Raw genomic sequence first — 26699 nt, 5'->3', positions numbered from 1 at the left:
ATGCTCCGCCTCACCTGGCGCAACCTGGTGGCCCGCAAGGTCCGCCTGGTGATGAGCACGCTGGCGATCGTGCTGGGCATCGGCTTCCTCGCCGGCGTCCTCACCTTCAGCCACGGCCTCGGCGCGACCTTCGACAACATCATCGAGGGCTCCACCTCCGACGCCGTCGTGCGCACCGAGGGCGAGGTGTCGTTCCAGGCCTCCGGCGCCGGCACCACCAGCCTGATCAAGCCGAAGGCCGTCGACCGGTTGGCCGCGCTGCCCGAGGTCGCCGCGGCCGACGGCTCGGTCGACGGGGTCGGCGCCTACCTGCTCGGGGAGGACGGCAAGCTCGTCGGCGGCACCGGCGCGCCCACCCTGGTCTTCAACCACAACGACGGCGTCAACATCGCGGGCGAGCCGATCCTGGTCCTCGAGTCGGGCGAGTGGCCGGACGCGCCCGGCCAGATCAACCTCGACGCGTCCTCGGCCGAGCGCGGCGGCTACGAGCTGGGCGACCAGGTCACCCTCCTGCTGCCCACCGGCCAGCTGCGCAAGGAGTTCGAGCTCGTCGGCACGTCCAACTTCAACGGCGGCGGCACGGCCGGCGCCACGCTCGCGCTGCTCGAGACGAGCGAGGCCCAGGACGTCTTCCTCGACGGCGAGGACGCCTACACCACGGTGGCCCTCACCGCCGCCGACGGGGCCAGCCAGACCGAGCTCGCCGACGCGGCGAAGACCGTCCTGCCCGACGGCTTCACCGCCGTCACCGGGCAGGAGGTGATCGACGAGTCCGACGAGCAGATCGGGCAGTTCCTCGACGTCATCGGCTACTTCCTGGTGGCCTTCGCGGTGATCGCGATCGTCGTGGGCGCGTTCATCATCTTCAACACCTTCTCGATCCTGGTCTCCCAGCGGGTGCGCGAGTCGGCGCTGCTGCGCGCGCTCGGGGCCAGCCGTCGGCAGGTGACGCGCTCGGTGCTCGTCGAGGCGTTCCTGATGGGGGTCCTGGGCTCCACCCTGGGCCTCCTGATCGGGCTCGGGCTCTCGCGCGGGCTCGCCGCGATCTTCCGCTCGCAGGGCCTCGACATCGCGTCCGAGGTGCTGGTGCTGACCCCGTCGACGGTGATCGCCGCCTACGTCGTCGGCATCGTGGTGACGATGGTCGCGGCGTTCGTGCCCGCCCGCCGCGCCGCGAAGGTGCCGCCGGTGGCGGCCCTCCGCGACGACCTCACCGTCCAGGAGAAGGCACTCGGTCGCCGGCGCCTCGTGCTGGGCACCCTCGCCCTCGTCGTCGGCGGCGCGCTCATGGTCGCGGGCCTGGTCGGCGCACCGGGCGCGGACCCGGGGTGGATCGGCGCGGGCGCGGTGATCTGGGTGATCACCGTCGCGGTGATGGCGCCGGTCCTCGGGCACCCGGTGCTCCTGGCCTGCCGCACCCTGTTCGACAAGCTCTTCGGCACCACCGGCAAGCTCGCCGGCGAGAACGCGCTGCGCAACCCACGGCGCACCGGGGCGACCGCCTCGGCGCTGATGATCGGCCTCGCCGTGGTCTCGGCCGTGGGCGTGCTGGCGTCGTCGTTGAGCGCGACCAACGACGAGCTGGTCGACCGCGAGTTCCGCAGCGACTTCCTCGTGCAGGCGCCGAGCTTCCAGGGCTTCCCCACCCAGGTGGGCGACGAGATGGCCGAGGTCGACGGCGTCGGCACGGTCTCCCGGATGCAGGGGTCGGTGGCCCTCGTCGACCAGGACCAGAGCTTCGTGGCGGGCGTCGACGACGCGTTCGGCGACATCTACGACCTCGACATGCGCGCCGGCACCCAGGACATGAGCGGCGACCAGACGATCCTCAGCACGTCGACCGCGAGCGACCTCGGCGCCGACGTGGGCAGCACGATCCCGGCGTCCTTCCCCGGAGGTCGGACCGTCGCCCTCGAGGTCGTCGGGATCTTCGAGGACACGCCGATCACCAACGGCGTGACGATGCCCATCGGCGTCCTCGAGGACGCCGGGCTGCGGCGCAACGACAGCACGCTCAGCATCAACGTCACCGACGGCGCCGACGTCGACGCGGTGCACGACGCCCTCGACGAGGTGGTCGCGGACCTGCCGATCGTCACGGTGCAGGACAAGGAGGGCTTCTCCGAGCTGATCAAGCAGCAGGTCAACCAGCTGCTGTTCATGATCTACGGCCTGCTCGCGCTCGCGGTCGTCATCGCCGTCATCGGCATCGTCAACACCCTCGGCCTCAGCGTCATCGAGCGCACCCGCGAGGTGGGCCTGCTGCGCGCCGTGGGGCTCTCGAGGCGGCGCCTGCGGCTGATGATCACGCTCGAGTCGATCACCATCGCGGTGCTCGGGGCGGTCCTCGGGCTCGTGGTCGGACTCCTCATCGGGGTGGCGCTGCGCCAGTCGCTCTCCGAGGACCTGACCGTGCTGGCCCTGCCGCTCGGCTCGCTCGCGGTCTTCCTGGTGATCGCGGTGGTGTTCGGGGTGCTGGCCGCGATCGTGCCCGCCGTACGGGCGTCGCGGATGAAGGTGCTCGACGCGATCGCCACGGAGTAGCACGACGGAGTAGCACCTGGTCGTCCGCCGCTCCCACCGGCCCCGGGTGCTGACGCATCCGGGCGTCGGTGGCACCGTGGACAGGTGAGCGACTCACGCGACGCGCAGGGAACCCGTCTCGAGGACCGGTCCGACACCCGCTTCTTCGGCCAGCCGGGAGTGCTGGCCAACCTCTTCGGGGTCGAGCTGTGGGAGCGGTTCAGCTTCTACGGCATGCAGGGCATCCTGCTGATCTACCTCTACTACTCCGCCTCCCGGGGCGGGCTGGGCATCGACGAGGGCGTCGCGACCGGCATCGTGGGCGCCTACGGCGGCGGGGTCTACCTCTCGACCATCCTCGGCGCGTGGCTCGCCGACCGGGTGATCGGACCCGAGCGGACGCTCTTCTCCTCCGCGGTCTGCGTGATGGCCGGCCACCTCGCCCTCGCCCTGCTTCCCGGCCTGCTCGGCGTCGGCGTGGGCCTGGTGCTCATCGCCCTCGGCTCGGGCGGGGTGAAGGCGACGGCGACCTCCCTGGTCGGCTCGCTCTACGACGAGCACGACACCCGCCGTGACGCCGGCTTCTCGCTGTTCTACATGGGCATCAACATCGGTGCGCTGCTCGGGCCGTTGCTGACCGGCCTGCTGCAGAAGGAGGCCGGCTTCCACTGGGGCTTCGGGGCGGCGGCGGTCGGGATGGCGCTCGGCCTGGCGCAGTACGCCGCCACCCGCAGCAAGCTGCCCGAGAAGACGCACCGCGTCGCCAACCCACTGCCCCCGGGTCGGTGGCCGCGCTACGTCGCCGTCGCGGTGCTCGCCCTCGCCCTGGTCGCCGTCCTGGTGTGGGTCGACGTGATCACCGCCGCCCGCCTCTCCACCATCGTCATCGGCATCAGCCTGGTGGCCGCGATCGCCTACTTCGCGGTGATCCTCGCCGACCGGGAGGTGCAGGGTGCGGAGCGAAGCCGGATCTTCGCCTTCATGCCGCTGTTCGTGTGCAACGTGATGTTCTGGTCGCTCTACCAGCAGCAGTTCACCGTGGTGACGATCTACGCCGACAAGCGCCTCGACCGCGACATCCTCGGGTGGGAGATGCCGGTCTCGTGGGTCACCAGCATCAACCCGGTCTTCATCATCGTGCTGGCCGGGGTGTTCGCGGCGCTGTGGACCCGGTGGGGGACACGGCAGCCGGCCACACCGCTCAAGTTCGGCGCGGGCACGGCGCTGATGGGCGTGGCGTTCTTCGGCTTCCTGCTGATGCCGAGCGGCCAGAACACCGCGCCGCTGCTCGGCCTCGCAGGCATCCTGCTCGTCTTCACCCTGGCCGAGCTGCTGATCTCGCCGGTGGGACTCAGCGCCACGACCAAGCTCGCGCCGCGCAAGTTCGCGACGCAGATGATCGCGCTCTACTTCCTCTCGATCGCCCTCGGCACGGCGCTCGCCGGCACGCTCGCCGGCTTCTACGACGAGACCGACGAGGCCCCGTTCTTCCTCTGGGTCGGCCTCGCCTCGGTCGTCACCGGGGTCGTGGTGATGCTCGCCTCGAAGCCGATCCACCGGCTGATGGCGGGGGTCGACTGACCGTGCTCGCGGCACCGAGCGGTCAGTAGCCGCCCTCCGGCGCCACCATCTCCCCGCGCACCCCCAGCAGCCGCACCGGGCGCGCGTCGTCCAGGGCGAGGTAGAGCTCGTGGGCCGTCCGGGCGACCACCTCGACGTCGTACGTCGGCTCGGCGAGCTTGCGGATCCGGGTGACGGTGAAGAACGGGGCGAAGCGCACCTTCAGGTGCACCCGCATGACCGCCCGGCCCTCCTTGCGGACGTCCTCCACGACCCGCCCGGCGAGCTCGCGGAGGGCGGTGCGCACCTCCTCGGGCGTCGCGAGGTCGGACTGGAACGTCGTCTCGCGGCCGTGGGCGCGGGCCACCCACGGGGTGTCGTCGGGGCGCGAGCGGCCGCCGCCGCGCCCGAGCCGGCCGAGGTGGGGGCCGTTGGTCGGGCCGAACGCCGCGACCAGGGCCTCGTCGTCGGCACCGGCGAGGTCGGCGACGGTGCGGATCCCGATCGCCTCGAGCCGCGCGCCGATCCTGTTCCCGACGCCCCACAGCGCGGTGGTCGGGCGGTCGCCCATGACCTCCATCCAGTTGTCGCGGGTCAGCACGAACGTGCCCTGCGGCTTGCCGAAGTCGGTCGCGATCTTGGCCCGGACCAGCGTGTCGCCGATGCCGACCGAGCAGTGCAGCCCGGTCGCTGCGAGCACCGCGGCCTGCACGGTTCGCGCCGTCGCGACCGGGTAGTCGGTCTCGACCCCGACGAACGCCTCGTCCCAGCCGAGCACCTCCACGACCGCGCCGGGCGTCGCGCGCAGCGTCTCCATCACCCGCGCCGACGCCTCCTCGTAGACGGGGAAGTCGACCGGCAGGAAGACCGCGTCTGGCGAGCGCCGCTTGGCCAGCTTGAGCGCCAGCCCGCTGCGCACGCCGTGGGCGCGGGCCTCGTAGGACGCGGTGGAGACGACGGCCCGCTCGGTCGGGTCGCCCCGTCCGCCGACCACCACGGGCAGCCCGACCAGCTCGGGGCGCCTGAGCAGCTCGACGGCGACGAGGAACTGGTCCATGTCGACGTGGAGGACCCAGTGCTGTGGCACCTCGCCATTGTGGCCGCAAGCCCTTCGTCCGCGCGTCTGCGACCACCCGTCGGCGTACGGTGGAGACATGACGAGCGACGAGCAGACCGGGCGCGATCCCTACGCCGAGCACCCGGAGGAGTCGGTCTTCCCCGGAGCGGGCGAGCGGGTCAGCGACGCCGACCGCCAGCGCGCGCTCGACGCCCAGCCGCGCGGCAACGCGACCGTCGGCGACACGGTCGACACCGACGACGTCGACTCCGAGGCCCATGAGCACGGTCCCGGCGCCGCGGACGTCGCCGACCAGGCCGACGGCGGCCACATCAGCGACTGAGTCGGCCCTCAGCCGAGGGCGTCGGCCAGCCCGTCGAGGAGCCGGTCGACGTCGGAGTCGTCGTTGTAGGCGGCGAGACCGATCCGCAGGCCCGAGTCGACCGGGAGCCCGAGGGCCCGGAAGGTCTCGTGGGCGTAGAACGTTCCGGCCGGCACCAGCACGTCGCGGCGGGCGAGCCGCTCGAAGACCTCCCCGGGCGCGTGGTCGCGCAGGGTGAGGAACAGCGTCGAGGTGCGCGAGGCCGCCCGCGAGTGCAGGGTGAGCCGGTCGCCGAGGCCGACGAGCCCGTCCTCGATCCGCTCGCGCAGGCGCAGCTCGTGGGCGGCGATGCGGCCGGCCGCGTCGACCAGCCGCTCGCGACGCGTGTCGCCCGAGCCCAGCGAGGCGATCAGGTCGACGGCGGCGGTGACGCCGGCGAGCAGCTCGTAGGGCAGCGTGCCGAGCTCGAAGCGCTCGGGGACCACGTCGGTGGAGGGGAGCAGCTTGTCCGGCCGCAGCGTCTCCAGCAGCGCCGGGTCGGCGACCAGGGCGCCGCAGTGGGGACCGAAGAACTTGTAGGGCGAGCACACCAGGAGGTCAGCGCCCATCGCGGTGATGTCGGGGGCGGCGTGGGCCGTGTGGTGCACCGCGTCGACGTGGACGAGCGCCCCGACCTCGTGGGCGCGGGCGGCGACGGTGGCGACCGGCGGCCGGGTGCCGAGCAGGTTGGAGGCCGCGGTCAGCGCGACGAGGCGGGTCCGCTCGGTGATCTCCTCGAGCGAGGTGAGGTCGAGCTCGCCGGTCGCGGGATCGAGGCGCAGCCAGCGCACGGTGACGCCGGCCCGCTCGGCGGCCTGGAGCCACGGGCGCACGTTGGAGTCGTGGTCGAGCTCGCTGACCACGATCTCGTCGCCGGGCGACCAGGTGCGAGACAGGGTGCGCGAGACGTCGTAGGTCAGCGCGGTGGCGCTGCGCCCGTGGACCACGCCACCCGGTCGGCCCGCGACGAGGTCGGCGACGGCGGCGCGGAAGCCGACCACGGCGTCCTCGGCGTTGCGCTGGCTGACCAGCGCGGAGCCGCGCTGCGACAGCGGGCCGGTGAGGGTGCGCGCGATGGCGTCGCCGACGACGCGGGGCGTCTGCGTGCCGCCCGGGTTGTCGAAGTGGGCGATGCCCGACTCGAGCGAGGGGAACTCGGCACGGAAGGCGGCGACGTCGAGGACGGGCAGGTCGGCAGGCATGCTGCGCACTCAACCAGACGCCCCGACCGGGCGCTCACCCGGCGATGTGCACCACCGCGTCCCCGGAGTTGACCAGGGGGGCCTCGGTGCGGCCGATCACGACGCCGTCACGGTTGGCGTAGACCGCGCGGAGCGTCTTGCCGAAGGAGTCGAAGAGGGTGCCGAGCCGCTCGCCGTCGCTCACCTTCTGGCCGAGGTGGGCGTCGAGGTGGAGGATGCCCGAGCGCCGCGCACGCACCCAGCCGCTGGAGCGGCACTCCAGGCTCGGCTCGACCGGCGGCTCCTCCACCGGCTCGGTCATCCCCAGCGCGGCGAGCACCCGGCGTACGCCGACCACGCCGGCCTCGACGGCGTAGTCGTCGAAGCGGAGGTTCTCCCCGGCCTCGTAGAGCAGCACCCGCGCGCCGTGCTCGCCCGCCGCGTGGCGCAGCGAGCCGTCACGGATCCGGGCGTGGAGCATGACCGGCGCACCGAAGGCGGCCGCCAGCTCGCGGGTGCGGGGGTCGTCGAGGTCGGCCCGCACCTGGGGCAGGTTGCTGCGCTGGTCGGAGCCGGTGTGCAGGTCGATGCCGACCTCGCAGCCGGCGACGATCTCGCGCATGAACAGGTGGGCGATGCGGCTGGCCAGCGAGCCGCGGGGCGAGCCGGGGAACGACCGGTTGAGGTCGCGGCGGTCGGGCAGGTAGCGGTCGCCCGTCATGAAGCCGAGCACGTTGACGATCGGCACCGCGACGAGCGTGCCGCGGAACGTCTTGGGGTCGAGTCCGGCCATCACCTGGCGCACTACCTCCACGCCGGCCACCTCGTCGCCGTGGATGGCGGCGTCGATCCAGATCCGCGGACCGTCCTCGCGCCCGTGCACCACGCGCACCGGCAGCGTGACCTCGGCGCCGGTGACGAGCCGGGTGATCGGCAGCTCGAGAGCACGCGCCGACCCGGCGCGGATCCGGACCCCGCCGATGGCGAAGGACTCGCGCGCCACCTACCTGCCCCAGTTCTTGCGGCGCACGGCGCGGCGCGGCCGCCCACCGGCGTACGACACCGACGCGTCGACGAGGAAGCCGCGCGCCAGCGCCTCGCGGCCGATCAGCATCCGGAAGCCCATCTCGTCGCGGTTGCTGAGCGTCATCTCGGTCGTGATGGTGCGTCCGGCGAGCGTGACGTCGAGCGCGACCGCGTAGCGCTGCTCGGCCTGACCGTTGCTGGAGCGCACCTCACGGCGGTCGAGGACGGGCAGGTCGAGCTCGACGAGGTCGTCGTCGGAGCGCTGCCAGGGGTGGATCGAGAAGCGCACCCGCTGCTGCCCGTCACGCTCGTGGGCCTCGAGGTCGAAGGCGTGCATCGACGACGATCGGGCGCCCGTGTCGATCTTGGCCTTGACCCACGGCACCCCGGCCTGGGGCAGCGCCACCCACTCGCGCCAGCCCAGCACGACCTTGTCGAGCGCGGGTGGCTGGGGGGCTGTGGACACCGGGCCATCTTGGCAGGTGGGCGCCGCGGAGGGGGTGGTTGGATGCTGCCCATGAAGCTCGCCATCCTCTCCCGGGCCCCGCGGTCCTACAGCACGCAGCGGCTGCGCACGGCCGCCGTGGACCGCGGTCACGACGTGAAGGTGCTCAACACCCTGCGCTTCGGCATCGACCTCTCCGGCGAGGAGCCCGACCTGCTGTTCCGCGGCAAGCAGCTCTCGACGTACGACGCCGTGCTGCCGCGCATCGGCAACTCGATCACCTACTTCGGCACCGCCGTCGTGCGCCAGTTCGAGCAGATGGACGTCTACACCCCCAACACGAGCTACGGCATCGCCAACAGCCGCGACAAGCTGCGCGCGACGCAGATCCTCTCGCGCCACAAGATCCCGATGCCGGCGACGACCTTCGTGCGCGACCGCGCCGACGTGATTCCGGCGATCGAGCGGGTCGGCGGCGCGCCGGTCGTGATCAAGCTCCTCGAGGGCACCCAGGGCATCGGCGTGATCCTGGCCCCGACCATCAAGGTGGCCGAGGCGATCATCGAGACCCTGCAGAGCACCCGGCAGAACGTCCTCATCCAGCGCTTCGTCAAGGAGAGCAAGGGCCGTGACATCCGCGCCCTCGTCGTCGGCGACCGGGTGGTCGCGGCGATGCGCCGGGTCGCGCAGGGCGACGAGTTCCGCTCCAACGTCCACCGTGGTGGCACCGTGGAGGCGGTCGACCTCGACGAGGAGTTCGAGCGCGTGGCGGTGCGGTCCGCGCAGATCATGGGCCTGCGGGTGGCGGGCGTCGACATGCTCGAGGGACGCAAGGGACCGCAGGTGATGGAGGTCAACTCCTCACCCGGCCTCGAGGGCATCGAGTCCGCGACCAAGCTCGACGTGGCGGGCGCGATCGTCGACTACATGGCCAACCAGGTCGCCTTCCCCGACATCGACGTGCGCCAGCGGCTGACCGTCTCGACCGGCTACGGGGTCGCCGAGATCGTCGTCCACCACGGCTCCGACATGGTCGGCAAGAAGCTCGGCGACTCCGGCCTCGACGACCGCGACATCACGGTCCTGACCCTGCACCGCGGCCCCCATGTCATCCCCAACCCGCGCAACAAGACGGTGCTGGAGGGCGAGGACCGGCTGCTGTGCTTCGGCAAGCTCGAGGAGATGCGCTCGATGATCCCCGACCGCAAACAGAAGCGCGTGCGGCGGCTGATGAAGAAGCACCTGCCGCCGGAGAGCCTCTGACCTCCACCCGCGTCCCTGGCCGGGCATCCGCGCTGCACGGTGCCCTGGTGCGGTGTCGGTGGCCGGGCCTAGCGTGCCGGGCATGAAGCGGTTCGTGGACGAGGACCTGACGGGCGCGGAGCTCCGCGAGTGCGACCTGAGCGGGGCGCGCCTGGTCGGCGTGGTCATGCAGGGCGCCGTGATCGACGGGCTGGTGACCGACCTCGTCGTCAACGGCGTCGAGGTCATGGCCTACGTCGAGGCCGAGCTCGACCGTCGCCATCCGGTCCGACGGCTCATCCGCTCCGACGACGTGGCCGACCTCCGCCGGGCCAGCCGCGAGCTGCGCACCGACTGGGCGGCGACCGTGGCACGCATGCGCGAGTCGCCCGGCATCGAGCACGAGAGCGTCGACGACGAGTGGTCGGCCGTGCAGACGCTGCGTCACCTGGTCTTCGTCCACGACTCGTGGTTCCGGCGCTGCTGCCTCGGGTCGACCGACCTGTTCACCCCGATGGGCCTCGGCATCGAGTCCGTGCCCCACCGCGAGGAGCAGGGGCTCGACCCGTCGGCGGACCCGACGCTCGACGAGGTGCTGGCTGTCCGTGCAGCACAGGCCGCCGAGCTCGAGCGTTGGCTCGACGCGGTCACGTCCCGAGAGCTCCAGGAGCCGGCACCGGTCCCCGCCGACGACAGGTGGCCGACCTATGCCCGCGGACGGTCGCTGCGGCAGTGTCTGGGCACGGTGCTCCGCGAGGAGTTCGAGCACCGTCGGTTCTGCGTGCGCGACCTCGACCTCCTCGCGGGGCCGGACCGGCGCCTGTCGTCCTAGTCCCGCGCCCGCGTGTGCCAGAGCCACGCGATCCCCACGAACGGCAGCACCAGCGGCAACCAGCCATACCCCGCGCCGTAGTCCGACCACACGGTCGCGTCGGGGAACAGCTCGGGGTCGAGCACGGTGAGCGTGCCGACGGTGAGCACGCCGACCAGCTCGAACCCGACCGCGGCCCAGGCCAGCCGGCGGGCGGTCGCGGCGCGGAGTCGCTCAGGAGAAGCGCACGGCGATGCCGGGATAGTCGAGCACGAGCAGGTGGTCGTCGACGTGCAGCTCGGCCTCGAAGCCGCCCTCGGACGTGTAGTGAAACCGCTTGGCGTCGATGCGCCGGTAGGTCTGGTCGAGCCGCCTGACCTTCAGGTCGAGCGCCTGGACGTAGACCGCCGAGGCCGTCACGGTCTCGCCGACAGGCAGGTCCAGGCGGTGCACGGGGAAGGTGTTGGTGCAGGCAGACGCCTCGAGGTCCACGTCCACGAGCCCGTCGAGGTCCGGTCGAGGCACGTCGTCGACCGTCCAACGACCGTCGCCGTTCACAGACAGGATGACCGTACGTCGGCCGTCGCGGGTGTCACTGCTGACGACGGCCGACGTGGTGCGCCACCCGCGAGAGAACGCGATGCGGTAGTCCACGGCATAGGGCATGCCACCCTCTACGGCGCTGGTGTGACCACGAAGCTCGCCGTCACTGGCGTAGACGACCTCGAACCCGGCGACGGCGTCGGCGAACCGCCAGGCGGCGAATCTGGGTAGCTGCGGCATGCGTCCAGTCGTTCCGTGCGAGATCGCGAAGGGCCGGAGAGTCGAGACTGACACGCCGCAGGCGCGGGTGTCACCAGTCGAGCCCGCTCTGCGAGCGGGATCGTCAGTGGCTGCGCGGGGGTGGCTCGCGTCCCTCGCCCGAGCCGCCGCGACGCTCACCCGAGGCGCAGCCGCGCGAGCGCCTCGCCGTCGTCGTGCTCGCCGGTGGGCACGAACCCCGACGCGAGGTAGAACGCCTCCGGTCCGCCCGGCGCCTGCACCCAGCTCGTCTCCGCCTCGGCGTGCCCCCGCTCCCGCATCGCCCGCACCCACAGGTCGAGCGCGCGGCGGCCGATGCCGCGGCCCTGGTGGCGCCGGTCGACGAGGAAGCGCCAGAGGTAGGGCCGTGGCGGCGACTCGGACCACATGAGGAAGCCGGCAGGATCGCCGTCGGCCTCGATGCCGCGACAGTCCGCGACGAGCGGCACGCCGTCGCGGGTGCCGGGGAAGAGCGCGTCGACGAACGACTGCTGCACCGTCGCGACGAAGCGCTGCTGCGTGTGGTGGACACCGACCCGCGTCCACCTCCGGAACGTGTCGTCGGTGATCTCCACGAGCCGCACGTCGGTCGGCGGCGTACGCGGCCGGTCCCGCCAGGCGCGCCACTGCGCCGCGCTCATCGCGTAGACGAGGTTGTCGTCCCACCCGCCGCGCCACCAGAACGAGCGGTGGGTCTCCACCTCGAACGTCATCCCCAGCCGCTCGAGCAGCCGCGCCGACGCGAGATTGCGCGGCGACAGCTCGGCGACGACCCGGTGCACGCCGAGGCGTTCGACGAGGTCGGCGACGACGGCGCTCGCCGCCTCGGTGGCGATCCCCTGCCCCTGGGCCGCCCGCGCCAGGGTGAACCCGAGGTGGGCCACCCCGCCGTGCTCGTGCAGGCCGACGAAGAGGTCGCCGACGACCCGGCCGTCCTGCTCGATCAGGACCTGGTGGCGGCCGCCGTCGGCGAGGTCGGTGAGGCCGGCGTGCCGGGCGACGAGCTCGAGCGCCCGCTCCTCGCTCCACGGCAGCTCCCAGACCTGCAGCGCGGCCACCTCGGGGTCGTTGCGGTAGGCCGTCAGCGCCGGCACGTCCTCGGCGCGGGGCAAGCGCAGCGTCAGCCGCTCGGTGCGCATCGGGTAGGGCGACGGGATCACCCGTACAGGCTCTCGCCCGCCACCGCGACCGGGCAACGGGGTTTGCACCCGTCGTCAGTCCCGCGCCCGCGTGTGCCAGAGCCAGGCGATGCCCACGAACGGCAGCACGAGCGGGAGCCACCCGTAGCCCGCGCCGTAGGCCGACCACACGGTCGCGTCGGGGAACAGCTCGGGGTCGAGCACGGTCAGGGTGCCGACCGTGAGCACGCCGACCAGCTCGAACCCGACCGCCGCCCAGGCCAGCCGGCGGGGGCTGGGGCCGACCTCGGCGAGGCCGAGGGTGGCGGCGACGTAGACGAGCGCGGCCAGGGCCGAGAGGGCGTACGCGAGGGGCGCCTCGTCGGCCTTGGTGGCCAGCTGGACGAGCGAGCGGGCGGTCGCGGCGAGCGCGAAGACGCCGTAGACGGCGACGAGCGTGCGGCCCAGGCCCGACGACGTCGAGGCGGCGCGGCTCACGCGGTCCACACCGCCACCGCGCGGACGACGATGAACGCCTGCGCCAGCGCGGCGATCATCAGCACGGCCGTGGCGCCGCGACTGCGCTCGGCGAGCGACCAGGCGAACCCGATCGGCAGCAGCACGAGCCCGGCGACGAGGTAGCCGAACACCGTGATCGCCGAGGGGCCGCTGAGGTCGGCGCCGCCGACCTGGAACGCGGCGACGACGATCAGCGCCAGGGTCGTGGCCTCGATGACGGCGGCGAAGCCGAGCAGGCCCCAGTCGGGCGTGCGGTCGAGCGCGACGTAGACCAGCACCACCAGCGCGAGGAGCAGCGAGGCGGCGAGCAGCACGAGGGGCAGGGGTCCGTCCACGAGGGTCGATTGTCCCAGAGTGGCCCGCACGTCCCGCCGGAGGACCGAGTCAGCCCTCGACCGGGGGGAGCTCGCGCATGGCGTGGTCGGCGATCTTCTTCATCATCCACCCGTCGATGCCGCCGCCGACCAGTCCGCCGGCGACCGGGACGCCCCGGCCGAGGCGGGCCAGCGCCTTCTCGCTCACCCCGCGCACCAGCCGGAAGCCGACGGCCTTGTTGACCATCATCAGCGCCGCGGGCGGCAGGCCCTTGAGGGCGTAGGTCGTCACCCGGCTGCCGGCGGTCGACATGCCGGTCCTGCGGAGCACCTCGTCGGCGTCGGAGCCGACCAGCGTGAGCAGGATCGCCGTACGCACCCGCGGGTCGTCGATGTCGTGGCCGCGCAGCACCGCGATGCCGCCGACCATCCGAACGGCCTGGAGGTAGAACTCCGCGACGTTGACCGGCAGCGACACCGGCATCGTGACGAAGCCGCCGATCCCGGTGACGAAGCCGCCGACGCCGCCGGTGACGGTGCTCCGGCGGGCCAGCGCCGCGATCGCCTTCTCCCGGTCGCCGCCGGCCTTGCGCAGCGCCTCGCCGGCGACCGAGCGGACCGGGCTGAGCGGCCCCCGGCCGTCGAGGCCGACGTCGAGGAGCAGCGCGACCATCCGGTCGACCGCCCCCGGGTCGGGTCGCGGGTCACCGGCGGCGTCGAGTGCCGACGTCCTCGACGTCTCGGAGCCGCCACGGCGCACCAGGTCCTTGAGTCCCATGCTGGCCACCCTACGAAGCGGTCGGGCACCCGACCCCTGGTCCCGCTCAGGAGGTCGCGGAGCGGAAGCCGCGCAGGCGCAGGCTGTTGGTCACCACGAAGACGCTCGAGAACGCCATCGCGGCACCGGCGAGCATCGGGTTGAGGAGGCCGGCGGCGGCCAGCGGCAGGGCGGCGACGTTGTAGGCGAAGGCCCAGAACAGGTTGCCCTTGATCGTGGCGAGCGTGCGGCGCGCGAGCCGGATCGCGTCGACGGCGACCAGCAGGTCGCCGCGCACGAGGGTCAGGTCGCCGGCCTCGATGGCCACGTCGGTGCCGGTGCCCATCGCCAGGCCGAGGTCGGCCTGGGCGAGGGCGGCGGCGTCGTTGACGCCGTCGCCGACCATCGCCACGACCTTGCCGGCCGCCTGGAGCCGCTGCACCTCGGCGACCTTGTCGGCGGGCAGCACGTCGGCCACGACGGTGTCGATGCCGACCTGCGCGGCGACGTGGCGGGCGGCGGCCTCGTTGTCGCCGGTGAGCAGGACCGGCGTCAGGCCCAGCTCGCGCAGCGCGGCGACGGCTCGTGCGGACGTCGGCCTGACGGTGTCGCCGACGACGACGACGCCCCGGGCGCCGCCGTCCCAGCCGACCGCCACCGCGGTGCGGCCCTCGGCCTGCGCCCGCTCCACGGCAGCCTCCAGCGACGGCGGCAGGTGCTGTGCCCAGTCGGCCAGCAGGCTCGGCCGGCCGACCACGACGGCGTGTCCCTCGACGACGCCCTGCACGCCCAGGCCCTCCCGGCTGGCGAACTCCGTCACGGGGGGCAGCGGACCCTCCACGGCGGCGATGGCCCGGGCGATCGGGTGCTCGGACGCCGACTCGAGGGCCGCGGCGAGGCGGCGTACGTCGTCGGGCGACTCGCCCTCTGCGGCCACCACCTCGTGGACGGTCATCTCCCCGGTCGTCACGGTGCCGGTCTTGTCGAGCACGATCGTGTCGACGCGGCGGGTGGACTCCAGCACCTCGGGGCCCTTGATCAGGATGCCGAGCTGCGCGCCGCGGCCGGTGCCGACCATGAGGGCGGTCGGCGTCGCCAGGCCGAGGGCGCACGGGCAGGCGATGATCAGCACCGAGACGGCGGCGGTGAACGCCGCGGTGGCGCCGCCCCCGGCGCCGAGCCAGAAGCCGAGCGTGGCCACGGACAGCGCGATGACGACCGGCACGAAGACGCCGGACACGCGGTCGGCGAGGCGCTGCACCTCGGCCTTGCCGTTCTGGGCGTCCTCCACCAGCCGCGCCATCTGCGCGAGCTGGGTGTCGGCGCCCACGCGGGTGGCGCGCACGACGAGCCGCCCGCCCGCGTTGACGGTGGCCCCGACGACGGCGTCACCGGGGCCGACCTCCACCGGCACGGACTCGCCGGTGAGCATGGACGCGTCGACCGCCGACGTGCCCTCGACGACCTCGCCGTCGGTCGCGACCTTCTCGCCGGGGCGGACCACGAACAGGTCGCCGACCGCGAGCTGCTCGACCGGGATCCGGACCTCGGCGCCGTCGCGCAGGACGGCCACGTCTCGCACACCGAGCTCGAGCAGCGCCCGCAGCGCCGCGCCCGCGCGCCGCTTCGACCGGTGCTCCAGCCACCGCCCGGCGAGCAGGAACGTCGTCACGCCGGCGGCGGCCTCGAGGTAGATGTTGCCCGCGCCGTCGGTGCGGTCGATCGAGATGCGGAACGGGTGGGTCATGCCCGGCTCGCCGGCCGTGCCGAGGAACAGCGCCCACAGCGACCAGGCGAACGCGGCTAGCACCCCCACCGAGACGAGGGTGTCCATCGTCGTCGCGCCGTGGCGCAGGTTGGTCCAGGCGGCGCGGTGGAAGGGCAGCGCGCCCCAGACCACGACGGGAGCGGCGAGGGCGAGGGAGGCCCACTGCCAGTAGGTGAACTGCCATGCCGGCACCATCGCCATCGCGATCACCGGGACGGTGAGCACGGTGCTGACCAGCAGCCGCTGCAGGAGCGGGTCGCGCTCGGGGACGTCGTCGGGTGTGGGCGCACCGGGGGGCGTCGGCAGCGCGGCGGAGTAGCCGGCGGCCTCCACGGTGCGCAGCAGGTCGTCGGTGCTCACGGTGTCGGGGAAGGTGACCTTGGCCTTCTCGGTCGCGTAGTTGACCGTGGCCGTCACGCCGTCGAGCTTGTTGAGCTTGCGCTCGATGCGGTGGGCGCACGACGCGCAGGTCATGCCGGTGATGGCCAGCTCGACGTCGGCCCGGGGGCTCGTGGTGGTCTCAGTGCTCATGGTCGCCGCCCTCGGCGTGGTCGCCGGACGGTGCCCCGCCCGACTCGACGGTGAACGCGGCGGTGTGCACGGTGCCGCGGTGCTTGAAGTCCAGGAAGAGCCGGTAGGTCCCCGGCTCGGGGAACGCGGTCGCGAAGTCGATGCCCGGGCCCGCGGCGCCGTCCTCGGGGTGCACGTGGAGGTAGCCCAGGTCGCCGGCGCGCATCGCGACGAGGTGGCCGTGGGCGCCGAGGTAGGGCTCGAGGTCCGTGACGGGCTCGCCGTCGAGCTCGATGCGTGTGGTCAGCACCGTCGACGCTCCCGGGGCCGTGTCGCCCTGGAGCGTGACGGCGTACGTGCCCTCGTCCGTGCGGATCCGGTCGGTGCGGTCGTCGGCGGGCAGCGGGCGCGGGGAGAAGTCGCCGGCCACCGCCACGTCGTCGGCCAGCGTGATGCCGTCCCAGCCCTCGGGCACCAGGTCGGCGACCACCCGCCACACCCCGGGGGTCAGGTCCACGTCCACCGACCAGGTGCCGCTCGCGCGGTCGAGGCGCGGGTGCACGTGCTGGAAGCCGGTCAGGTCGCGGCGTACGACGATGAGGTGCAGGTCCTTCTCGTGCTCACGGGTGTAGTCGAGGAGGGGCCGCCCGCTGGAGGTCAGCACCTGGAAGTCGAGACGGGTGCGCCCGGCGGGCAGCGTGCGATCGGCGATGGCCAGCGAGAAGCCGTCGGCTCGGGAGGTGAGCCCGGCGACGTCGGCGACCCCCGACGCGTGCTCCGCGTGCCCGTCGGCCTCCCCGGCTCCGTCCTCGGCAGGGTGGTCCGCGTCGTCCCCGGCACCGTGACCCGCGTCGTCCGTGTGGGCGCCGACGGCCGGCTCGGTGTCGAGCGGGCCGACGAACCGGCCGCCGACCCAGGCCAGCGCGAAGGCGGTGGCGAGGGAGGCGACGAACGCGACGACGCGCAGGGGGGTGCTCATGCTCGGGTCCTCCGGGAGGTGAGGGGTGGAGGGTGCAGGCGCGCTCAGGCGAGCGCGTAGCCGGCCTCCTCGACGGCGGCACGGACGGCCGACTCGTCGAGGGGGGCGGTGCTGGTGACGGTGACGGCTCCGGTCTCGACGACGACGTCGACGTCCTCGACGCCCGCGATCTCGGAGATCTCCTCGGTGACCGACGCGGCGCAGTGGCCGCAGGTCATGCCGGTGACGGTGAAGGTCTGGGTGCTCATGGGTGCTCCTCGGTGGTGGGGATCCGGACTGGTGGTGGCTGGTGGCTCAGGAACGCACGAGGCGCGCGATGGCCTCGGACGCCTCCTGGAGCTTCTGCTCCTGCTCGGGGCCGCCCTGGCGCGCCGCTTCGACGAGGCAGTGCGCCATGTGGTCGTCGAGGAGCGAGAGGGCGAGCGACTGGAGCGCCTTGGTGGCCGCGGAGACCTGGGTGAGGATGTCGATGCAGTACTTCTCCTCCTCGACCATCCGCTGGATCCCGCGGACCTGCCCCTCGATCCGGCGCAGGCGCTTGAGGTGGGCCTGGACGGCCGCGTCGTTGCCCTCGAGGTGTCCGTGCTGCTCGCTCATGCGTCCACCATACCCCTTGGGGGTATGCGCGGCTCCGCGAGGCTCGCCCGTAGGGGTGGAAACGCTCGTGCTGGCACCACCATGAACCGGTGCGGGGTACCGGCTCGGGCTACTGTCGCGGTGACGGTCGGGGGGTCGTCGGGGGTGGATCGTCCATCCCCCTCCGGACGACACCATCAGGAACACCATGGACATCCGAGTCGCACTTCTCGGCAGTGACGAGCTCGTCAAGCGAGGCCTCGACAGCATGCTCAAGACGCTCGGCGGCTTCGAGCTCGGCACCATCAAGGACCGCGCCCGCCAGCCCATCGACATCGCGCTCGTGGAGACGTTCGGGACGCCTCGCGGCGACACGTCCCTGCAGCGCGCGGTCGCCGATCCGCACATCCGCCGCGTGGCGGTCTACACGTGGAACCACCAGCCGGGGCTGGCGCACGAGCCGCTGGGCCAGGGCGTCACCGGCTACCTCGCCAAGAGCCTCAACGCCCCCCAGCTCGGGCGGGCGCTGCGCGCGATCCACCTCGGCGAGACGGTGGTCGCGCCGCTGCTGCCGGTGCTGCCGACCAAGGCCCTGCGCTCGAGCACGCAGGCCGACCTGCTGACCGCCCGCGAGCGCGAGACGCTGTCGCACATCGCCACCGGCAAGAGCAACGACGACATCGCGCGACAGATGCAGATCTCGCTCAACTCGGTGAAGTCCTACATCCGCAGCGCCTACCGCAAGACCGGTGTGCAGAGTCGGAGCCAGGCCGTGCTGTGGGCCGTGTCCCACGGCCTGGCCGCGGAGGCCTTCGGCGGCGTCGACGACGCCCGTCAGCTCCGGTAGCCGCCCAGCAGCTCGGCCAGGCGCAGGTGCGGCTGGGCCTCCTGGCGCCGTCCCTGGCGCTGCAGGGCGCGCCCGAGCAGCAGGTGGGCGTAGGGCTCGTTGGGGTCGTGCTCGAGCAGCTCGGTCGCGACCCGGATCGTGCCCTCGAGCTGCGCGGAGTGGAACAGCGCACGCGCCAGCAGCAGGCGTACGTCGGTCAGCTCGTGCCGCACCTCGCCGGGGTCGTCGAGCAGCTCGGTCAGCAGGACCGCCGTCTCGCGGTAGGCGCGCTCCTCGAAGAGCGCCTGGGCACGCAGCCAGCGGTCGTGGGTGCTGTCCTCGAGCAGGCCGGCGTGCCCGCGGAGCAGGTCCTCGAACGGGGTGAAGTCGGTCATCGTCGCTCCTCTCGCGGCGCTCGACCCGGGTGTCGTCACCGGGTGCCGTCCTCCGAGCGTGCACCCGGGGACCGGTGCAACGCGCCATCCCGCCCGGCGATTCCGCAGGTCGAGGCGCGGACGTCAGCGGGCGACACGGAAGGGGCGCTTCAGGACACCACCTGTCCTGAAGTGCGGGGAGGCTGGTGCCCATGACGAACTCCCGCATCACCCAACTGGCTGAGCAGCTCGACCGGCACTGGACGGCCCAGCTGCGTCCCCGGCTCGACGGGCTCACCGACGACGAGTACCTCTTCGAGCCGGTGCCCGGCTGCTGGACGATCCGCAGGCACGGCACACGCATGGTCCCCGACTTCGCCGATCCGCCCCCGCAGCCCGAGCCGCTGACGACGATCGCCTGGCGGATGACCCACGTGATCGTCGGCGTCCTGGCGACGCGGGCGCACTCCCACTTCGGCGGTCCGCCGGCCGACTACGAGTCGTGGGACTACGCCGCCGACGCCGACACCGCGCTGCGGCAGCTCGACGACGCCTACCGGCTCTGGCGCGACGGGGTGCACGGCCTGGCCGACGCCGATCTCGACACGCCCGTCGGGCCGGCCGAGGGGCCGTGGGCGGCCGCACCGATGGCGACGCTGATCTTGCACATCAACCGCGAGGTCATCCACCACGGAGCCGAGATCGCCCTGCTCCGTGACCTGTACGCCCACACCCCGCCCACCGCCGCGTCCTGACCGGTTCCTCGGAATACTGGGGACGGCAGCCCGGTTGGAGGTGATACAACCTTCAACCAGCCGTTCCCCATGTTCGGAGGACACCATGCAGTTCGGCATCTTCAGCGTCGGCGACGTCACCACGGACCCGACCACCGGACGCACCCCGTCCGAGGCCGAGCGCATCGCAGCGATGACGCAGTACGCCCTCAAGACCGAGGAGGTCGGACTCGACGTCTTCGCGACCGGCGAGCACCACAACCCGCCGTTCGTCGTGTCGTCGCCGACCACGCACCTCGGCTTCATCGCGGCGCAGACCGAGCGGCTCCTGCTCTCGACGAGCACCACGCTCATCACCACCAACGACCCGGTGAAGATCGCCGAGGACTACGCGTTCCTCCAGCACCTCTCCGGCGGTCGCGTCGACCTGATGATGGGCCGCGGCAACACCGGGCCGGTCTACCCCTGGTTCGGCAAGGACATCCGCGACGGCATCAAGCTCGCGGTCGAGAACTACCACCTGCTCCGCACGCTGTGGCGCGAGCCCGTCGTCAACTGGCAGGGCCAGTTCCGCACCCCGTTGCAGGGCTACACCTCGACGCCGGCTCCGCTCGACGGCACGCCGCCGTTCGTCTGGCACGGCTCGATCCGGAGCACCGAGATCGCCGAGCAGGCGGCCTACTACGGTGACGGCTTCTTCCACAACCACATCTTCTGGAACAAGGAGCACACCGAGCAGATGGTGAGGCTCTACCGCCGCCGCTTCGAGCACTACGGCCACGGCTCCGCCGACCAGGCCTACGTCGGGCTCGGCGGCCAGGCGTTCATGGCCTCGACCGAGGCCGAGGCCAAGCGGGTGTTCCGGCCCTACTTCGACAACGCCCCGGTCTACGGCCACGGCCCGTCGCTGGAGGACTTCTCCGAGATGACCCCGCTGACCGTCGGCACCCCCGAGCAGGTCATCGAGCGCACGCTCGGCTTCGCCGACTACGCCGGCGACTACCAGCGCCAGCTCTTCCTGATGGACCACGCCGGTCTGCCCACCTCGCTGGTCCTCGAGCAGATCGAGATGCTCGGCACCGAGGTCGTGCCGGTGCTGCGCGCCGAGTTCGAGCGGCGCCGTCCCGCCCACGTGCCCAGCGACCCGCCCACCCACAGCTCGCTCGTGACGGCCGGTCCCGAGGCCCCCCACCACCTCGTCGAGCCCGCCCGGGCCCGCATCGAGGCGCAGCAGGCCGCGCAGGTCGACGCATGAGCCGACGCATCGTCGTCGTCACGGCCGGGGTGACGGTGCCGTCGTCGACCCGGCTGCTGGCCGACCAGCTCGCCGAGGCGACCCTCGCGCAGGTCACCGCGCGCGGCGAGGCCGCCGAGACCGAGTTCATCGAGGTGCGCGAGGTCGCGGGCGAGCTGGCGACGTTCATGGTCACCGGCGGCATCCCCACCCCGCGGCTCACCGAGCTGCGCGAGCTGGTGGCGTCCGCCGACGGCCTCATCGTGGTGACGCCGGTCTTCAACGGCAGCTACAGCGGGCTGTTCAAGATGTTCTTCGACGCCCTCGACAAGGATGCGCTGGTGGGCACGCCGGTGCTCATCGCCGCGGCCGCCGGCAGCTCGCGGCACTCGCTGGTGCTCGACCACGCGATGCGCCCGCTCTTCGCCTATCTCCGCGCGGTGGTCGTCCCCACCGGCGTCTTCGCCGCCACCGAGGACTTCGGCAGCCACGGTCTCTCCCACCGCATCACCCGCGCGGCCGCCGAGCTGGCCGCGCTGGTGCTGGGCCAGGGCGGCTACGCCGTCGGCGGGTTCGCCCCCGACCTCGCCGCCCGCCCGCGGCGTACGTCCGGCACGCAGGTGGAGGCCGACGTGACGCCGTTCGGCGACCTGCTGCGGGGCCACACCGGCACCGACTGACGGCCCGGACCGGGACACCGCCCCACGGGTGTGCTCTCCGCCGTCGGGCGGTGGTTGTGTCGGTGGGTGCAGACCGCCCGTGTCGAAGTCCCCGCCTGAGCGGGGACTCCGACGGGATCGGGGAGGATCCGAGCCACTGGGTGACGTGGATCTTCCACGATCGCGCCGGGACGCCGGATCCGGCTCCCCGGGGGCGTACGCGTGTGACGAGCCGGCACCACCGACCAGACCCCTCGGGAGGACACATGAGCGACACCGTCTGGAGCTACCGCGACAGCGAGTGGGCGCACGACCGCGACCTCGTCGGCTACGACGTCGAGGGCGAGGACGGCCCGATCGGCAAGGTCGACCGGGCCACCGCCGAGACCGACGGCTCCTGGCTCGTCGTCGACACGGGCTTCTGGATCTTCGGCAAGCAGCGCCTGATCCCCGCCGGCACCGTCGTCGGCATCGACCACGACGGCAGGCGGATCATCGTCAACGTCGGCAAGGAGCAGGTGAAGGCCGCGCCCGACTACGACGACGACACCTGGGACGAGCACGCCCGCGGCCGGCACGCCGAGCACTACGGCCGGCACATCGGCCACGACACCCGGAAGCACCTGCCCCGTACGTCGACCGGCGAGGGCGTCGGCGTCGACCCCGGCCACGAGCCCGGTGCGGGCGCGGGGCCGACGCCGCCGCGATGAGGGTGTGGCGAGGCGGGCCGAGCGCGGAGGAGGACCGCTAGGCCCGCAGGTGGGCCGCCAGCCGGGCGGCGAGGTCGACCGACGCCGCGATCTCGTCACGTCGGATGGAGACGCTCTCCACGTTGACGCCGATGGGCACCTCGAGGCGGCGGCAGAAGTCGATGAGCTCGACGGCCGTCGCCTGCGCCTGGTCGAGCGAGGCGGCCAACGGGTCGGTCGAGTGCCGCAGGTCGTTCTCGATCCACCGGGGGACGTCGACGCCGAGCCAGCGGAGGAACTCGAGGGTCTTCATCGAGCCGCACACGGAGAACGTGAACACCATCGGGACCGGAGCCAGGCCACGGGCCGCGCACTCGTAGCGGTAGTCGGAGACGAGGTTCTTGGCGGCGTTGAGGTCGTAGACGACCTGGGACACGAAGAACCGGCAGCCGGCCTCCTGCTTGGCGATCAGGCGCAGGTGCTCGTTGTCGCGTCGGCTGTGCCGCTCGGGGATCGCCACCCCTCCGCACAGCAGGTCGGGGTTGAGCTCGGTCCGCAGCGCCTGGGCGTCGGCGAGGGACACCGGGGCGGCCAGGCCGCTGGAGGCGGCACCGACCAGCACGGTCAACGTCCGGCGGGGATCCTGCGCGCTGAGCCAGGTCTGCAGCTCGTCGCGCTGGTACTTGCCGACCGCGCGGTAGACGATCGTCGGAGTCCGCCAGCCCCCGAGGTGCTCGGAGCGGTAGTCGGACGGGTCGACGGTCGGGCTGAAGGGGAACGGGCGCTCCGCGGGGTTGCGCGACCGCTCGTCGTCGATGTCGTAGAGGACCAGCCCGTCGAGGTCGAGGTGGTCGAGGCGCTCCATGGTGGCGCGCGCGATCTCCGGGAGCCGCTCGGCGGGCGTCGACCGCCGCGGCGGGGTGATCGCGAAGAGGATGAAGTCACCGTGGCCGGCGCCGATGCGCGTGGTGATCTCCACGCCGCCACGGTAGCGGTGGCGGCGCCCCACCTCCGAATGCGAGGGCTGCGGACGGCCGGGCCCGCGCTCGGGTCGGCCGCGTCTCGACCGTGCTCCTAGGGTGTGCGGAGCCGTCCCACCACCGAGGGAGCCCTGTGCCCGAGACCGAGCTCGTCCCGTGGCGCGCCGAGCCCGCGGTGCCTCGCGTCCACGCCGGCACCGTGCGCGCCGACCGGCTGCGGGTCCGCGCGGACTACCCGGTCATCGGCGTCGCCCTCGTGCTGCTGGTGCTGCAGGCGGTGTTCCTCCTCCCGCTCGTCTGGCAGCTCGACGTGACCGCGGTCGCGGTGCCGGCCCTGCTGGGGCTCGACGCGCTGGGCTTCGGCGGGCTGTGGCTGCTGCGCGAGCGGGCCCGCCGCGACGTCGGCCGGCTCGAGCCGTCGTACGCCGACAGCGAGCGCGACGGCGTCACCCGCGACCGGTCGCTGGCCGGGCTGCTCGCGGTCTCGCGCGAGCGGCACGAGGCGATCCGCGAGGAGTGGACCCGCGCGCTCACCGACCCGCTCGCGTCGCTCGCCCCGGCGGCCGCGACCGACGTCGCCGACCCCGACACCGCGGCGTTCCTCGAGTCCTACGCCGCGTTGGAGGACTTCCTGGCCGCCCACCCCCGCGGCGTGCCGCCCGAGCTGGTCGCGGTCTACGGCGAGGACGTCCGCGAGTGCCGGCGGCGCTGGGACGCGGCCCGGGCGCGCTCGGGCTGAGCGCTCCTCACCGCTCCCACGCCGGCCCGTCGCCGCCCAGGCGCTCGACCAGCCGCCGCCCGACGTGAGCGGCGTTGGCGAGGCGTACGTCCTCGGGGACCTCCGGGAGGTTCTCCTCCCAGTCGAGCAGGCACGACCCGCGCAGCTGCGCCATCCGGGCCGGGCGGCCGAAGAAGAAGGGGTGGGCGTGCGCGCCGCCGTCGCCGTAGCGACCGATGTGGCAGCGACCCACGCTCGGCAGCTCCTCGACCGCGGCGGTGATCCGGGCCATCAGCACGCCCATCTCGGCGGCCAGCTCGTCGGGCAGGTCGGCGACGTCGTGGTGCTCGACCGGGCGCAGGATGAAGGAGACCGGCAGCCTCATGTCGAGGGTGACGAGCAGCCAGCGCTCGTTGCGCCACGCCACCAGCGCGGCGCGCTCGGGCGGCATCGGCTGACGGCAGGAGCAGTCGGCCGGGTCCTCGCCGTCCCGCGGCGGCTCGGCGTCCTGCAGCGCCTCGAGCGGCTTGATCCGCAGCCCGTCGAGCTCGAACGGGAAGACGTCCCACCCCGGCATCGCCTCGATGGCGACCGGAAGCCTGCCCTCGGCGTCGGTGGCCGCGGCGACGCGGGCGTGGAACTGCTCGGCGGTCTCGAGGCTCATGCCGCGCAGTCAACCAGCCGGACCGGCCGGACGGGAGGCCGCGACGCGCCGGGTCGGCAGCGGGTGGGCGCCGACCCGGCACCTCGGGGGACGCCGTCACGCAGCGGGGGTGAGCTCGGGCTCGGACTCGGGCCCCGCGACGAGGTCGCCGGTCGGCCGGGCGGGGCGACGCGGCCACCAGACGCGATCGCCGAGCAGCACCAGGGCGGCGGGCAGCATCACCAGCCGGATCAGGGTCGCGTCGAGCAGGATCGCCACCGCCAGCGCGACCCCCATCATCTTCATCTCGAGCATGCTCAGCGTCGCGAAGATGGCGAACACCGAGACCATCACCGCTGCGGCGCTGGTGACGACGGACGCGCTGTCGCGGATGCCCTGCTCGACGGCCAGCCGGGTCGGCAGCCCGCGCCCCACCAGCTCGCGGATCCGCCCCGTGACGAACACGTGGTAGTCCATCGACAGCCCGACCAGCACGACGAGCACGAACAGCGGGATCCAGTCGATCACGAAGCCCGGGCTGGTGAAGCCGAGCGCCCCCTCCAGCCAGCCGTGCTGGAACACGAGGGTCAGCACGCCGAAGGCCACGCCGACCGAGACCAGGTTGAGCGCGGTCGAGACCAGCGCCAGCGGCACGCTGCGGAAGGCGACCCCCATCATCACCAGGGTCAGCAGCAGGACGAACCCGATCACCACAGGCATCCACGTGGTGAGGTGCTCGTCGAAGTCGAGGTTGGACGCCGCGTCCCCGCCCACCGCCCACTCCAGGCCGTCGGCGTCGAGCGCCGCGGGTGCGATCTTCTCGCGCAGGTCGGTGATGGCCTCTGTGGTCCGCTCGTCGGAGTCGGGCCACGGCAGCGCCAGGGTGAGGGACGAGGTGTCGCCGTCGTCGGAGGTGGCCAGCCCGCCGGGCACCTCGCTGAACGCGCCGGCTCCGGTCGCGGTGGACGCCAGCTCGCCCAGGGCCGTCGCCGACCCCGGGCCATCGGCCAGCACCGTCACGGTGGTGCCCTCGCCGGGGAAGTCCGCTGCCACGTCGCGCATGGTCTGCACCGCCGCGATCTCGCCCGGCAGCGTCTCCAGGGTGGCGGCGTGCATCGTCATGCCGAGCGCCGGCAGGGCGAGGGCGGCGCACACCGCGAGCGACCCGCCGAGCGCGAGCGCGGGTCGGCGTACGACCGGGGCCAGGATGCGGCGACTGATCCCGCCGGCGCCGATGCGGCGGTTGAGTCGCCACAGCAGCGGCACGCGGGGCCGGTCGACCCACCGGCCGAGCTTGACCAGCAGCGCGGGCAGCACGGTGATCGAGCCGACGACCGCGACCGCGACGACGATGATCGCGCCGAGCGCCAGCGAGGTGAAGGTGACGAAGCCGACGAGGAAGAGTCCCGACATGGCCGCCGCCACGGCGAAGCCGGAGACGAGGATCGAGTGTCCGGAGGTCTGTGCCGCGATCTCGACCGCGTCGAGCGTGCTGCGCCCGCGAGCCCGCTCCTCACGTTCGCGCTTGAGGTAGAACAGCGAGTAGTCGACGCCGACGGCCATGCCGATCAGCACGATCATCGAGCCGACGGTCGGCTCCGCCGGCACGAGGTGGGACACCGCCGCTGAGATGCCCATCGTCGCCGCCACGCTGCCCAGGGCCAGCAGCACCGGGATGCCGGCGGCGATCAGGGCTCCGAAGGCCAGCAGCATCAGCACCAGCGTCACCGGGATGCTGATCCCCTCGGCCGAGGCGAGGTCGTCGGCGACCTGGTCGTTGATCGCCTCGTCGAGGCTCGGTCCGCCGGTCTGGCGCAGCGTCAGGTCGGGGTGCGCGGCGGCGACGGCGTCCGTCACCTCCTGGAGCGGGCCGGCGTCGTCGACGCCCTCGGCCAGCGAGGCCGACACCAGCATCGCGGAGCGGTCGTCGTCCCACACCGGCGGAGCGACGTCGCTGACCCCCTCGGCGCGGGCCATCTGCTGGGCGAGGTCGCGAGCCGCCTCCGGCACCCGGGCCGGATCGCCGCTGATGAGGACGACCTCGGACTCGGGTGCGGCCAGTCCCGCCCGCTCGGCCATCGCGTCCGCGCGACCCGACTCGCCCATGCGGTAGTCGGCCGGCTCCGCCTCGTGCGTCGGTACGAGGACGGCGAGGCTGGTCGCCGCCGCCACCAGCGCCAGCCAGGTGAGGATCGCGCGCCACGGGTGCTCGGCGCTCCAGCGCGCGGCGCGCTGGGGGATCCGGGTGATCAGGTCGGCTGCCATCGACGTGCTCCATTCCGTGTGCGTCCGGG

At 73.0% G+C, this 26699-nt stretch carries 29 protein-coding genes; 11 read left to right on the top strand and 18 right to left on the bottom strand.

Annotation, left to right across the window (positions count from 1 at the left end; all coding sequences use genetic code 11):
- Together AC3X7Z_RS14475 and AC3X7Z_RS14470 are read left to right on the top strand one after the other, a co-directional pair.
- Nucleotides 1–2544 (top strand): ABC transporter permease, encoded by a 2544-nt coding sequence (locus AC3X7Z_RS14475; protein WP_489976363.1) that lies wholly within the window; start codon nucleotides 1–3, stop codon nucleotides 2542–2544.
- Nucleotides 2545–2628: 84 nt separating this feature from the next.
- Nucleotides 2629–4104 carry a peptide MFS transporter gene (locus tag AC3X7Z_RS14470; RefSeq protein ID WP_489976362.1) on the top strand — a complete coding sequence of 492 codons (1476 nt, stop codon included), beginning with the start codon at nucleotides 2629–2631 and terminating at the stop codon, nucleotides 4102–4104.
- A 22-nt stretch (nucleotides 4105–4126) separates the two neighbouring features.
- On the opposite strand, the gene AC3X7Z_RS14465 is transcribed toward AC3X7Z_RS14470, so the two are convergent.
- Nucleotides 4127–5170: a DNA polymerase IV gene (locus AC3X7Z_RS14465; RefSeq protein WP_489976361.1), complete on the bottom strand. Its 1044-nt coding sequence runs from the start codon at nucleotides 5168–5170 to the stop codon at nucleotides 4127–4129.
- Nucleotides 5171–5237: 67 nt separating this feature from the next.
- Here AC3X7Z_RS14465 and AC3X7Z_RS14460 point away from each other — a divergent pair, with 67 nt between their 5' ends.
- Nucleotides 5238–5483: a hypothetical protein gene (locus AC3X7Z_RS14460; protein WP_186339600.1), complete on the top strand. Its 246-nt coding sequence runs from the start codon at nucleotides 5238–5240 to the stop codon at nucleotides 5481–5483.
- A gap of 8 nt (nucleotides 5484–5491) precedes the next feature.
- Here AC3X7Z_RS14460 and AC3X7Z_RS14455 read toward each other — a convergent pair whose 3' ends face one another.
- The 3 genes from AC3X7Z_RS14455 to AC3X7Z_RS14445 are packed head-to-tail and all read right to left on the bottom strand — an operon-like array spanning nucleotide 5492 to nucleotide 8174.
- The gene (locus AC3X7Z_RS14455; RefSeq protein ID WP_489976360.1) at nucleotides 5492–6703 is read right to left on the bottom strand and encodes a cysteine desulfurase-like protein; all 1212 of its coding nucleotides are present in this window, start codon (nucleotides 6701–6703) and stop codon (nucleotides 5492–5494) included.
- A 34-nt stretch (nucleotides 6704–6737) separates the two neighbouring features.
- A complete protein-coding gene (locus AC3X7Z_RS14450; protein WP_186339598.1) occupies nucleotides 6738–7685 on the bottom strand; it encodes a succinylglutamate desuccinylase/aspartoacylase family protein in 948 nt (315 codons plus the stop codon).
- Entirely contained in the window at nucleotides 7686–8174 is a 489-nt protein-coding gene (locus AC3X7Z_RS14445; RefSeq protein WP_489976359.1) for an ATP-dependent zinc protease family protein, read from the bottom strand.
- Nucleotides 8175–8225: 51 nt separating this feature from the next.
- On the opposite strand from AC3X7Z_RS14445, the gene AC3X7Z_RS14440 reads away from it, so the two are divergent.
- The gene (locus AC3X7Z_RS14440; RefSeq protein WP_186339596.1) at nucleotides 8226–9416 is read left to right on the top strand and encodes a RimK family alpha-L-glutamate ligase; all 1191 of its coding nucleotides are present in this window, start codon (nucleotides 8226–8228) and stop codon (nucleotides 9414–9416) included.
- A gap of 82 nt (nucleotides 9417–9498) precedes the next feature.
- Nucleotides 9499–10227, top strand: a complete 729-nt coding sequence (locus AC3X7Z_RS14435) for a DinB family protein (RefSeq protein WP_489976358.1) — start codon at nucleotides 9499–9501, stop codon at nucleotides 10225–10227.
- Here the strand turns inward: AC3X7Z_RS14435 and AC3X7Z_RS14430 are convergent.
- The 10 genes from AC3X7Z_RS14430 to AC3X7Z_RS14385 form a co-directional block, all read right to left on the bottom strand.
- Nucleotides 10224–10376, bottom strand: a complete 153-nt coding sequence (locus tag AC3X7Z_RS14430) for a hypothetical protein (protein WP_206054456.1) — start codon at nucleotides 10374–10376, stop codon at nucleotides 10224–10226. The two genes, AC3X7Z_RS14435 and AC3X7Z_RS14430, sit on opposite strands and share 4 nt — an antisense overlap.
- Before the next feature lie 64 nt (nucleotides 10377–10440).
- The gene (locus AC3X7Z_RS14425) at nucleotides 10441–10989 is read right to left on the bottom strand and encodes a putative glycolipid-binding domain-containing protein (RefSeq protein WP_489976357.1); all 549 of its coding nucleotides are present in this window, start codon (nucleotides 10987–10989) and stop codon (nucleotides 10441–10443) included.
- 155 nt (nucleotides 10990–11144) lie between these two features.
- Nucleotides 11145–12167 carry a GNAT family N-acetyltransferase gene (locus tag AC3X7Z_RS14420; RefSeq protein WP_186339593.1) on the bottom strand — a complete coding sequence of 341 codons (1023 nt, stop codon included), beginning with the start codon at nucleotides 12165–12167 and terminating at the stop codon, nucleotides 11145–11147.
- Nucleotides 12168–12221: 54 nt separating this feature from the next.
- The gene (locus AC3X7Z_RS14415) at nucleotides 12222–12623 is read right to left on the bottom strand and encodes a hypothetical protein (RefSeq protein ID WP_489976356.1); all 402 of its coding nucleotides are present in this window, start codon (nucleotides 12621–12623) and stop codon (nucleotides 12222–12224) included.
- Entirely contained in the window at nucleotides 12620–12979 is a 360-nt protein-coding gene (locus AC3X7Z_RS14410; RefSeq protein ID WP_489976355.1) for a hypothetical protein, read from the bottom strand. The genes AC3X7Z_RS14415 and AC3X7Z_RS14410 overlap by 4 nt, the downstream gene beginning before the upstream one ends.
- 49 nt (nucleotides 12980–13028) lie before the next feature.
- Nucleotides 13029–13736, bottom strand: a complete 708-nt coding sequence (locus tag AC3X7Z_RS14405) for an EcsC family protein (protein ID WP_489976354.1) — start codon at nucleotides 13734–13736, stop codon at nucleotides 13029–13031.
- A gap of 46 nt (nucleotides 13737–13782) precedes the next feature.
- On the bottom strand, nucleotides 13783–16014 hold the full coding sequence (locus AC3X7Z_RS14400) for a heavy metal translocating P-type ATPase (RefSeq protein WP_489976353.1): 2232 nt from the start codon (nucleotides 16012–16014) through the stop codon (nucleotides 13783–13785).
- Entirely contained in the window at nucleotides 16004–16972 is a 969-nt protein-coding gene (locus AC3X7Z_RS14395; RefSeq protein WP_489976352.1) for a DUF8832 domain-containing protein, read from the bottom strand. Before AC3X7Z_RS14395 ends, AC3X7Z_RS14400 begins: the two co-directional genes overlap by 11 nt.
- A gap of 44 nt (nucleotides 16973–17016) precedes the next feature.
- Nucleotides 17017–17220, bottom strand: coding sequence for a heavy-metal-associated domain-containing protein (locus tag AC3X7Z_RS14390; protein ID WP_186339587.1), 204 nt, complete (start codon nucleotides 17218–17220; stop codon nucleotides 17017–17019).
- Nucleotides 17221–17266: 46 nt separating this feature from the next.
- Nucleotides 17267–17569, bottom strand: coding sequence for a metal-sensitive transcriptional regulator (locus AC3X7Z_RS14385; RefSeq protein ID WP_186339586.1), 303 nt, complete (start codon nucleotides 17567–17569; stop codon nucleotides 17267–17269).
- 187 nt (nucleotides 17570–17756) lie between these two features.
- Here AC3X7Z_RS14385 and AC3X7Z_RS14380 point away from each other — a divergent pair, with 187 nt between their 5' ends.
- Complete coding sequence (locus tag AC3X7Z_RS14380) at nucleotides 17757–18395, top strand: response regulator transcription factor (protein ID WP_489976351.1); 639 nt, start codon at nucleotides 17757–17759, stop codon at nucleotides 18393–18395.
- Here the strand turns inward: AC3X7Z_RS14380 and AC3X7Z_RS14375 are convergent.
- Nucleotides 18383–18769, bottom strand: a complete 387-nt coding sequence (locus tag AC3X7Z_RS14375; RefSeq protein ID WP_206054454.1) for a hypothetical protein — start codon at nucleotides 18767–18769, stop codon at nucleotides 18383–18385. The genes AC3X7Z_RS14380 and AC3X7Z_RS14375 overlap by 13 nt on opposite strands.
- Before the next feature lie 191 nt (nucleotides 18770–18960).
- On the opposite strand from AC3X7Z_RS14375, the gene AC3X7Z_RS14370 reads away from it, so the two are divergent.
- From AC3X7Z_RS14370 to AC3X7Z_RS14355, 4 genes are all read left to right on the top strand, one after another.
- Nucleotides 18961–19503 carry a DinB family protein gene (locus tag AC3X7Z_RS14370; RefSeq protein WP_489976350.1) on the top strand — a complete coding sequence of 181 codons (543 nt, stop codon included), beginning with the start codon at nucleotides 18961–18963 and terminating at the stop codon, nucleotides 19501–19503.
- 85 nt (nucleotides 19504–19588) lie between these two features.
- Nucleotides 19589–20737: an LLM class flavin-dependent oxidoreductase gene (locus tag AC3X7Z_RS14365; RefSeq protein ID WP_489976349.1), complete on the top strand. Its 1149-nt coding sequence runs from the start codon at nucleotides 19589–19591 to the stop codon at nucleotides 20735–20737.
- Nucleotides 20734–21396 (top strand): FMN reductase, encoded by a 663-nt coding sequence (locus tag AC3X7Z_RS14360; RefSeq protein WP_489976348.1) that lies wholly within the window; start codon nucleotides 20734–20736, stop codon nucleotides 21394–21396. The genes AC3X7Z_RS14365 and AC3X7Z_RS14360 overlap by 4 nt, the downstream gene beginning before the upstream one ends.
- A 245-nt stretch (nucleotides 21397–21641) precedes the next feature.
- The gene (locus tag AC3X7Z_RS14355; protein WP_489976347.1) at nucleotides 21642–22085 is read left to right on the top strand and encodes a PRC-barrel domain-containing protein; all 444 of its coding nucleotides are present in this window, start codon (nucleotides 21642–21644) and stop codon (nucleotides 22083–22085) included.
- A gap of 37 nt (nucleotides 22086–22122) precedes the next feature.
- Here AC3X7Z_RS14355 and AC3X7Z_RS14350 read toward each other — a convergent pair whose 3' ends face one another.
- Nucleotides 22123–23043 carry a methylenetetrahydrofolate reductase gene (locus AC3X7Z_RS14350; protein WP_489976346.1) on the bottom strand — a complete coding sequence of 307 codons (921 nt, stop codon included), beginning with the start codon at nucleotides 23041–23043 and terminating at the stop codon, nucleotides 22123–22125.
- A gap of 134 nt (nucleotides 23044–23177) precedes the next feature.
- On the opposite strand from AC3X7Z_RS14350, the gene AC3X7Z_RS14345 reads away from it, so the two are divergent.
- A complete protein-coding gene (locus AC3X7Z_RS14345) occupies nucleotides 23178–23783 on the top strand; it encodes a hypothetical protein (protein WP_489976345.1) in 606 nt (201 codons plus the stop codon).
- Between the two features lie 7 nt (nucleotides 23784–23790).
- Here the strand turns inward: AC3X7Z_RS14345 and AC3X7Z_RS14340 are convergent, their stop codons facing one another.
- Both AC3X7Z_RS14340 and AC3X7Z_RS14335 read right to left on the bottom strand, forming a co-directional pair.
- The gene (locus AC3X7Z_RS14340) at nucleotides 23791–24426 is read right to left on the bottom strand and encodes a hypothetical protein (RefSeq protein WP_186339579.1); all 636 of its coding nucleotides are present in this window, start codon (nucleotides 24424–24426) and stop codon (nucleotides 23791–23793) included.
- Nucleotides 24427–24522: 96 nt separating this feature from the next.
- Nucleotides 24523–26670, bottom strand: coding sequence for an MMPL family transporter (locus AC3X7Z_RS14335; protein WP_489976344.1), 2148 nt, complete (start codon nucleotides 26668–26670; stop codon nucleotides 24523–24525).
- Nucleotides 26671–26699: the final 29 nt, after the last annotated feature.

Source organism: Nocardioides sp. Z24_21 (assembly GCF_058134345.1).
Note: the sequence above shows the minus strand (reverse complement) of the source record. Positions and strands in the feature narration are given on the sequence as shown.

Excerpts from the sequence above, each read along its gene's own strand:
- AC3X7Z_RS14400 (WP_489976353.1), bottom strand. The coding sequence starts at position 16,014 with ATGAGCACTGAGACCACCACGAGCCCCCGGGCCGACGTCGAGCTGGCC.
- AC3X7Z_RS14335 (WP_489976344.1), bottom strand. The coding sequence starts at position 26,670 with ATGGCAGCCGACCTGATCACCCGGATCCCCCAGCGCGCCGCGCGCTGG.
- AC3X7Z_RS14475 (WP_489976363.1), top strand. The coding sequence starts at position 1 with ATGCTCCGCCTCACCTGGCGCAACCTGGTGGCCCGCAAGGTCCGCCTG.
- AC3X7Z_RS14440 (WP_186339596.1), top strand. The coding sequence starts at position 8,226 with ATGAAGCTCGCCATCCTCTCCCGGGCCCCGCGGTCCTACAGCACGCAG.
- AC3X7Z_RS14425 (WP_489976357.1), bottom strand. The coding sequence starts at position 10,989 with ATGCCGCAGCTACCCAGATTCGCCGCCTGGCGGTTCGCCGACGCCGTC.
- AC3X7Z_RS14365 (WP_489976349.1), top strand. The coding sequence starts at position 19,589 with ATGCAGTTCGGCATCTTCAGCGTCGGCGACGTCACCACGGACCCGACC.
- AC3X7Z_RS14435 (WP_489976358.1), top strand. The coding sequence starts at position 9,499 with ATGAAGCGGTTCGTGGACGAGGACCTGACGGGCGCGGAGCTCCGCGAG.
- AC3X7Z_RS14370 (WP_489976350.1), top strand. The coding sequence starts at position 18,961 with ATGACGAACTCCCGCATCACCCAACTGGCTGAGCAGCTCGACCGGCAC.
- AC3X7Z_RS14355 (WP_489976347.1), top strand. The coding sequence starts at position 21,642 with ATGAGCGACACCGTCTGGAGCTACCGCGACAGCGAGTGGGCGCACGAC.
- AC3X7Z_RS14380 (WP_489976351.1), top strand. The coding sequence starts at position 17,757 with ATGGACATCCGAGTCGCACTTCTCGGCAGTGACGAGCTCGTCAAGCGA.
- AC3X7Z_RS14360 (WP_489976348.1), top strand. The coding sequence starts at position 20,734 with ATGAGCCGACGCATCGTCGTCGTCACGGCCGGGGTGACGGTGCCGTCG.
- AC3X7Z_RS14460 (WP_186339600.1), top strand. The coding sequence starts at position 5,238 with ATGACGAGCGACGAGCAGACCGGGCGCGATCCCTACGCCGAGCACCCG.
- AC3X7Z_RS14375 (WP_206054454.1), bottom strand. The coding sequence starts at position 18,769 with ATGACCGACTTCACCCCGTTCGAGGACCTGCTCCGCGGGCACGCCGGC.
- AC3X7Z_RS14405 (WP_489976354.1), bottom strand. The coding sequence starts at position 13,736 with ATGGGACTCAAGGACCTGGTGCGCCGTGGCGGCTCCGAGACGTCGAGG.
- AC3X7Z_RS14455 (WP_489976360.1), bottom strand. The coding sequence starts at position 6,703 with ATGCCTGCCGACCTGCCCGTCCTCGACGTCGCCGCCTTCCGTGCCGAG.
- AC3X7Z_RS14395 (WP_489976352.1), bottom strand. The coding sequence starts at position 16,972 with ATGAGCACCCCCCTGCGCGTCGTCGCGTTCGTCGCCTCCCTCGCCACC.
- AC3X7Z_RS14340 (WP_186339579.1), bottom strand. The coding sequence starts at position 24,426 with ATGAGCCTCGAGACCGCCGAGCAGTTCCACGCCCGCGTCGCCGCGGCC.
- AC3X7Z_RS14390 (WP_186339587.1), bottom strand. The coding sequence starts at position 17,220 with ATGAGCACCCAGACCTTCACCGTCACCGGCATGACCTGCGGCCACTGC.
- AC3X7Z_RS14385 (WP_186339586.1), bottom strand. The coding sequence starts at position 17,569 with ATGAGCGAGCAGCACGGACACCTCGAGGGCAACGACGCGGCCGTCCAG.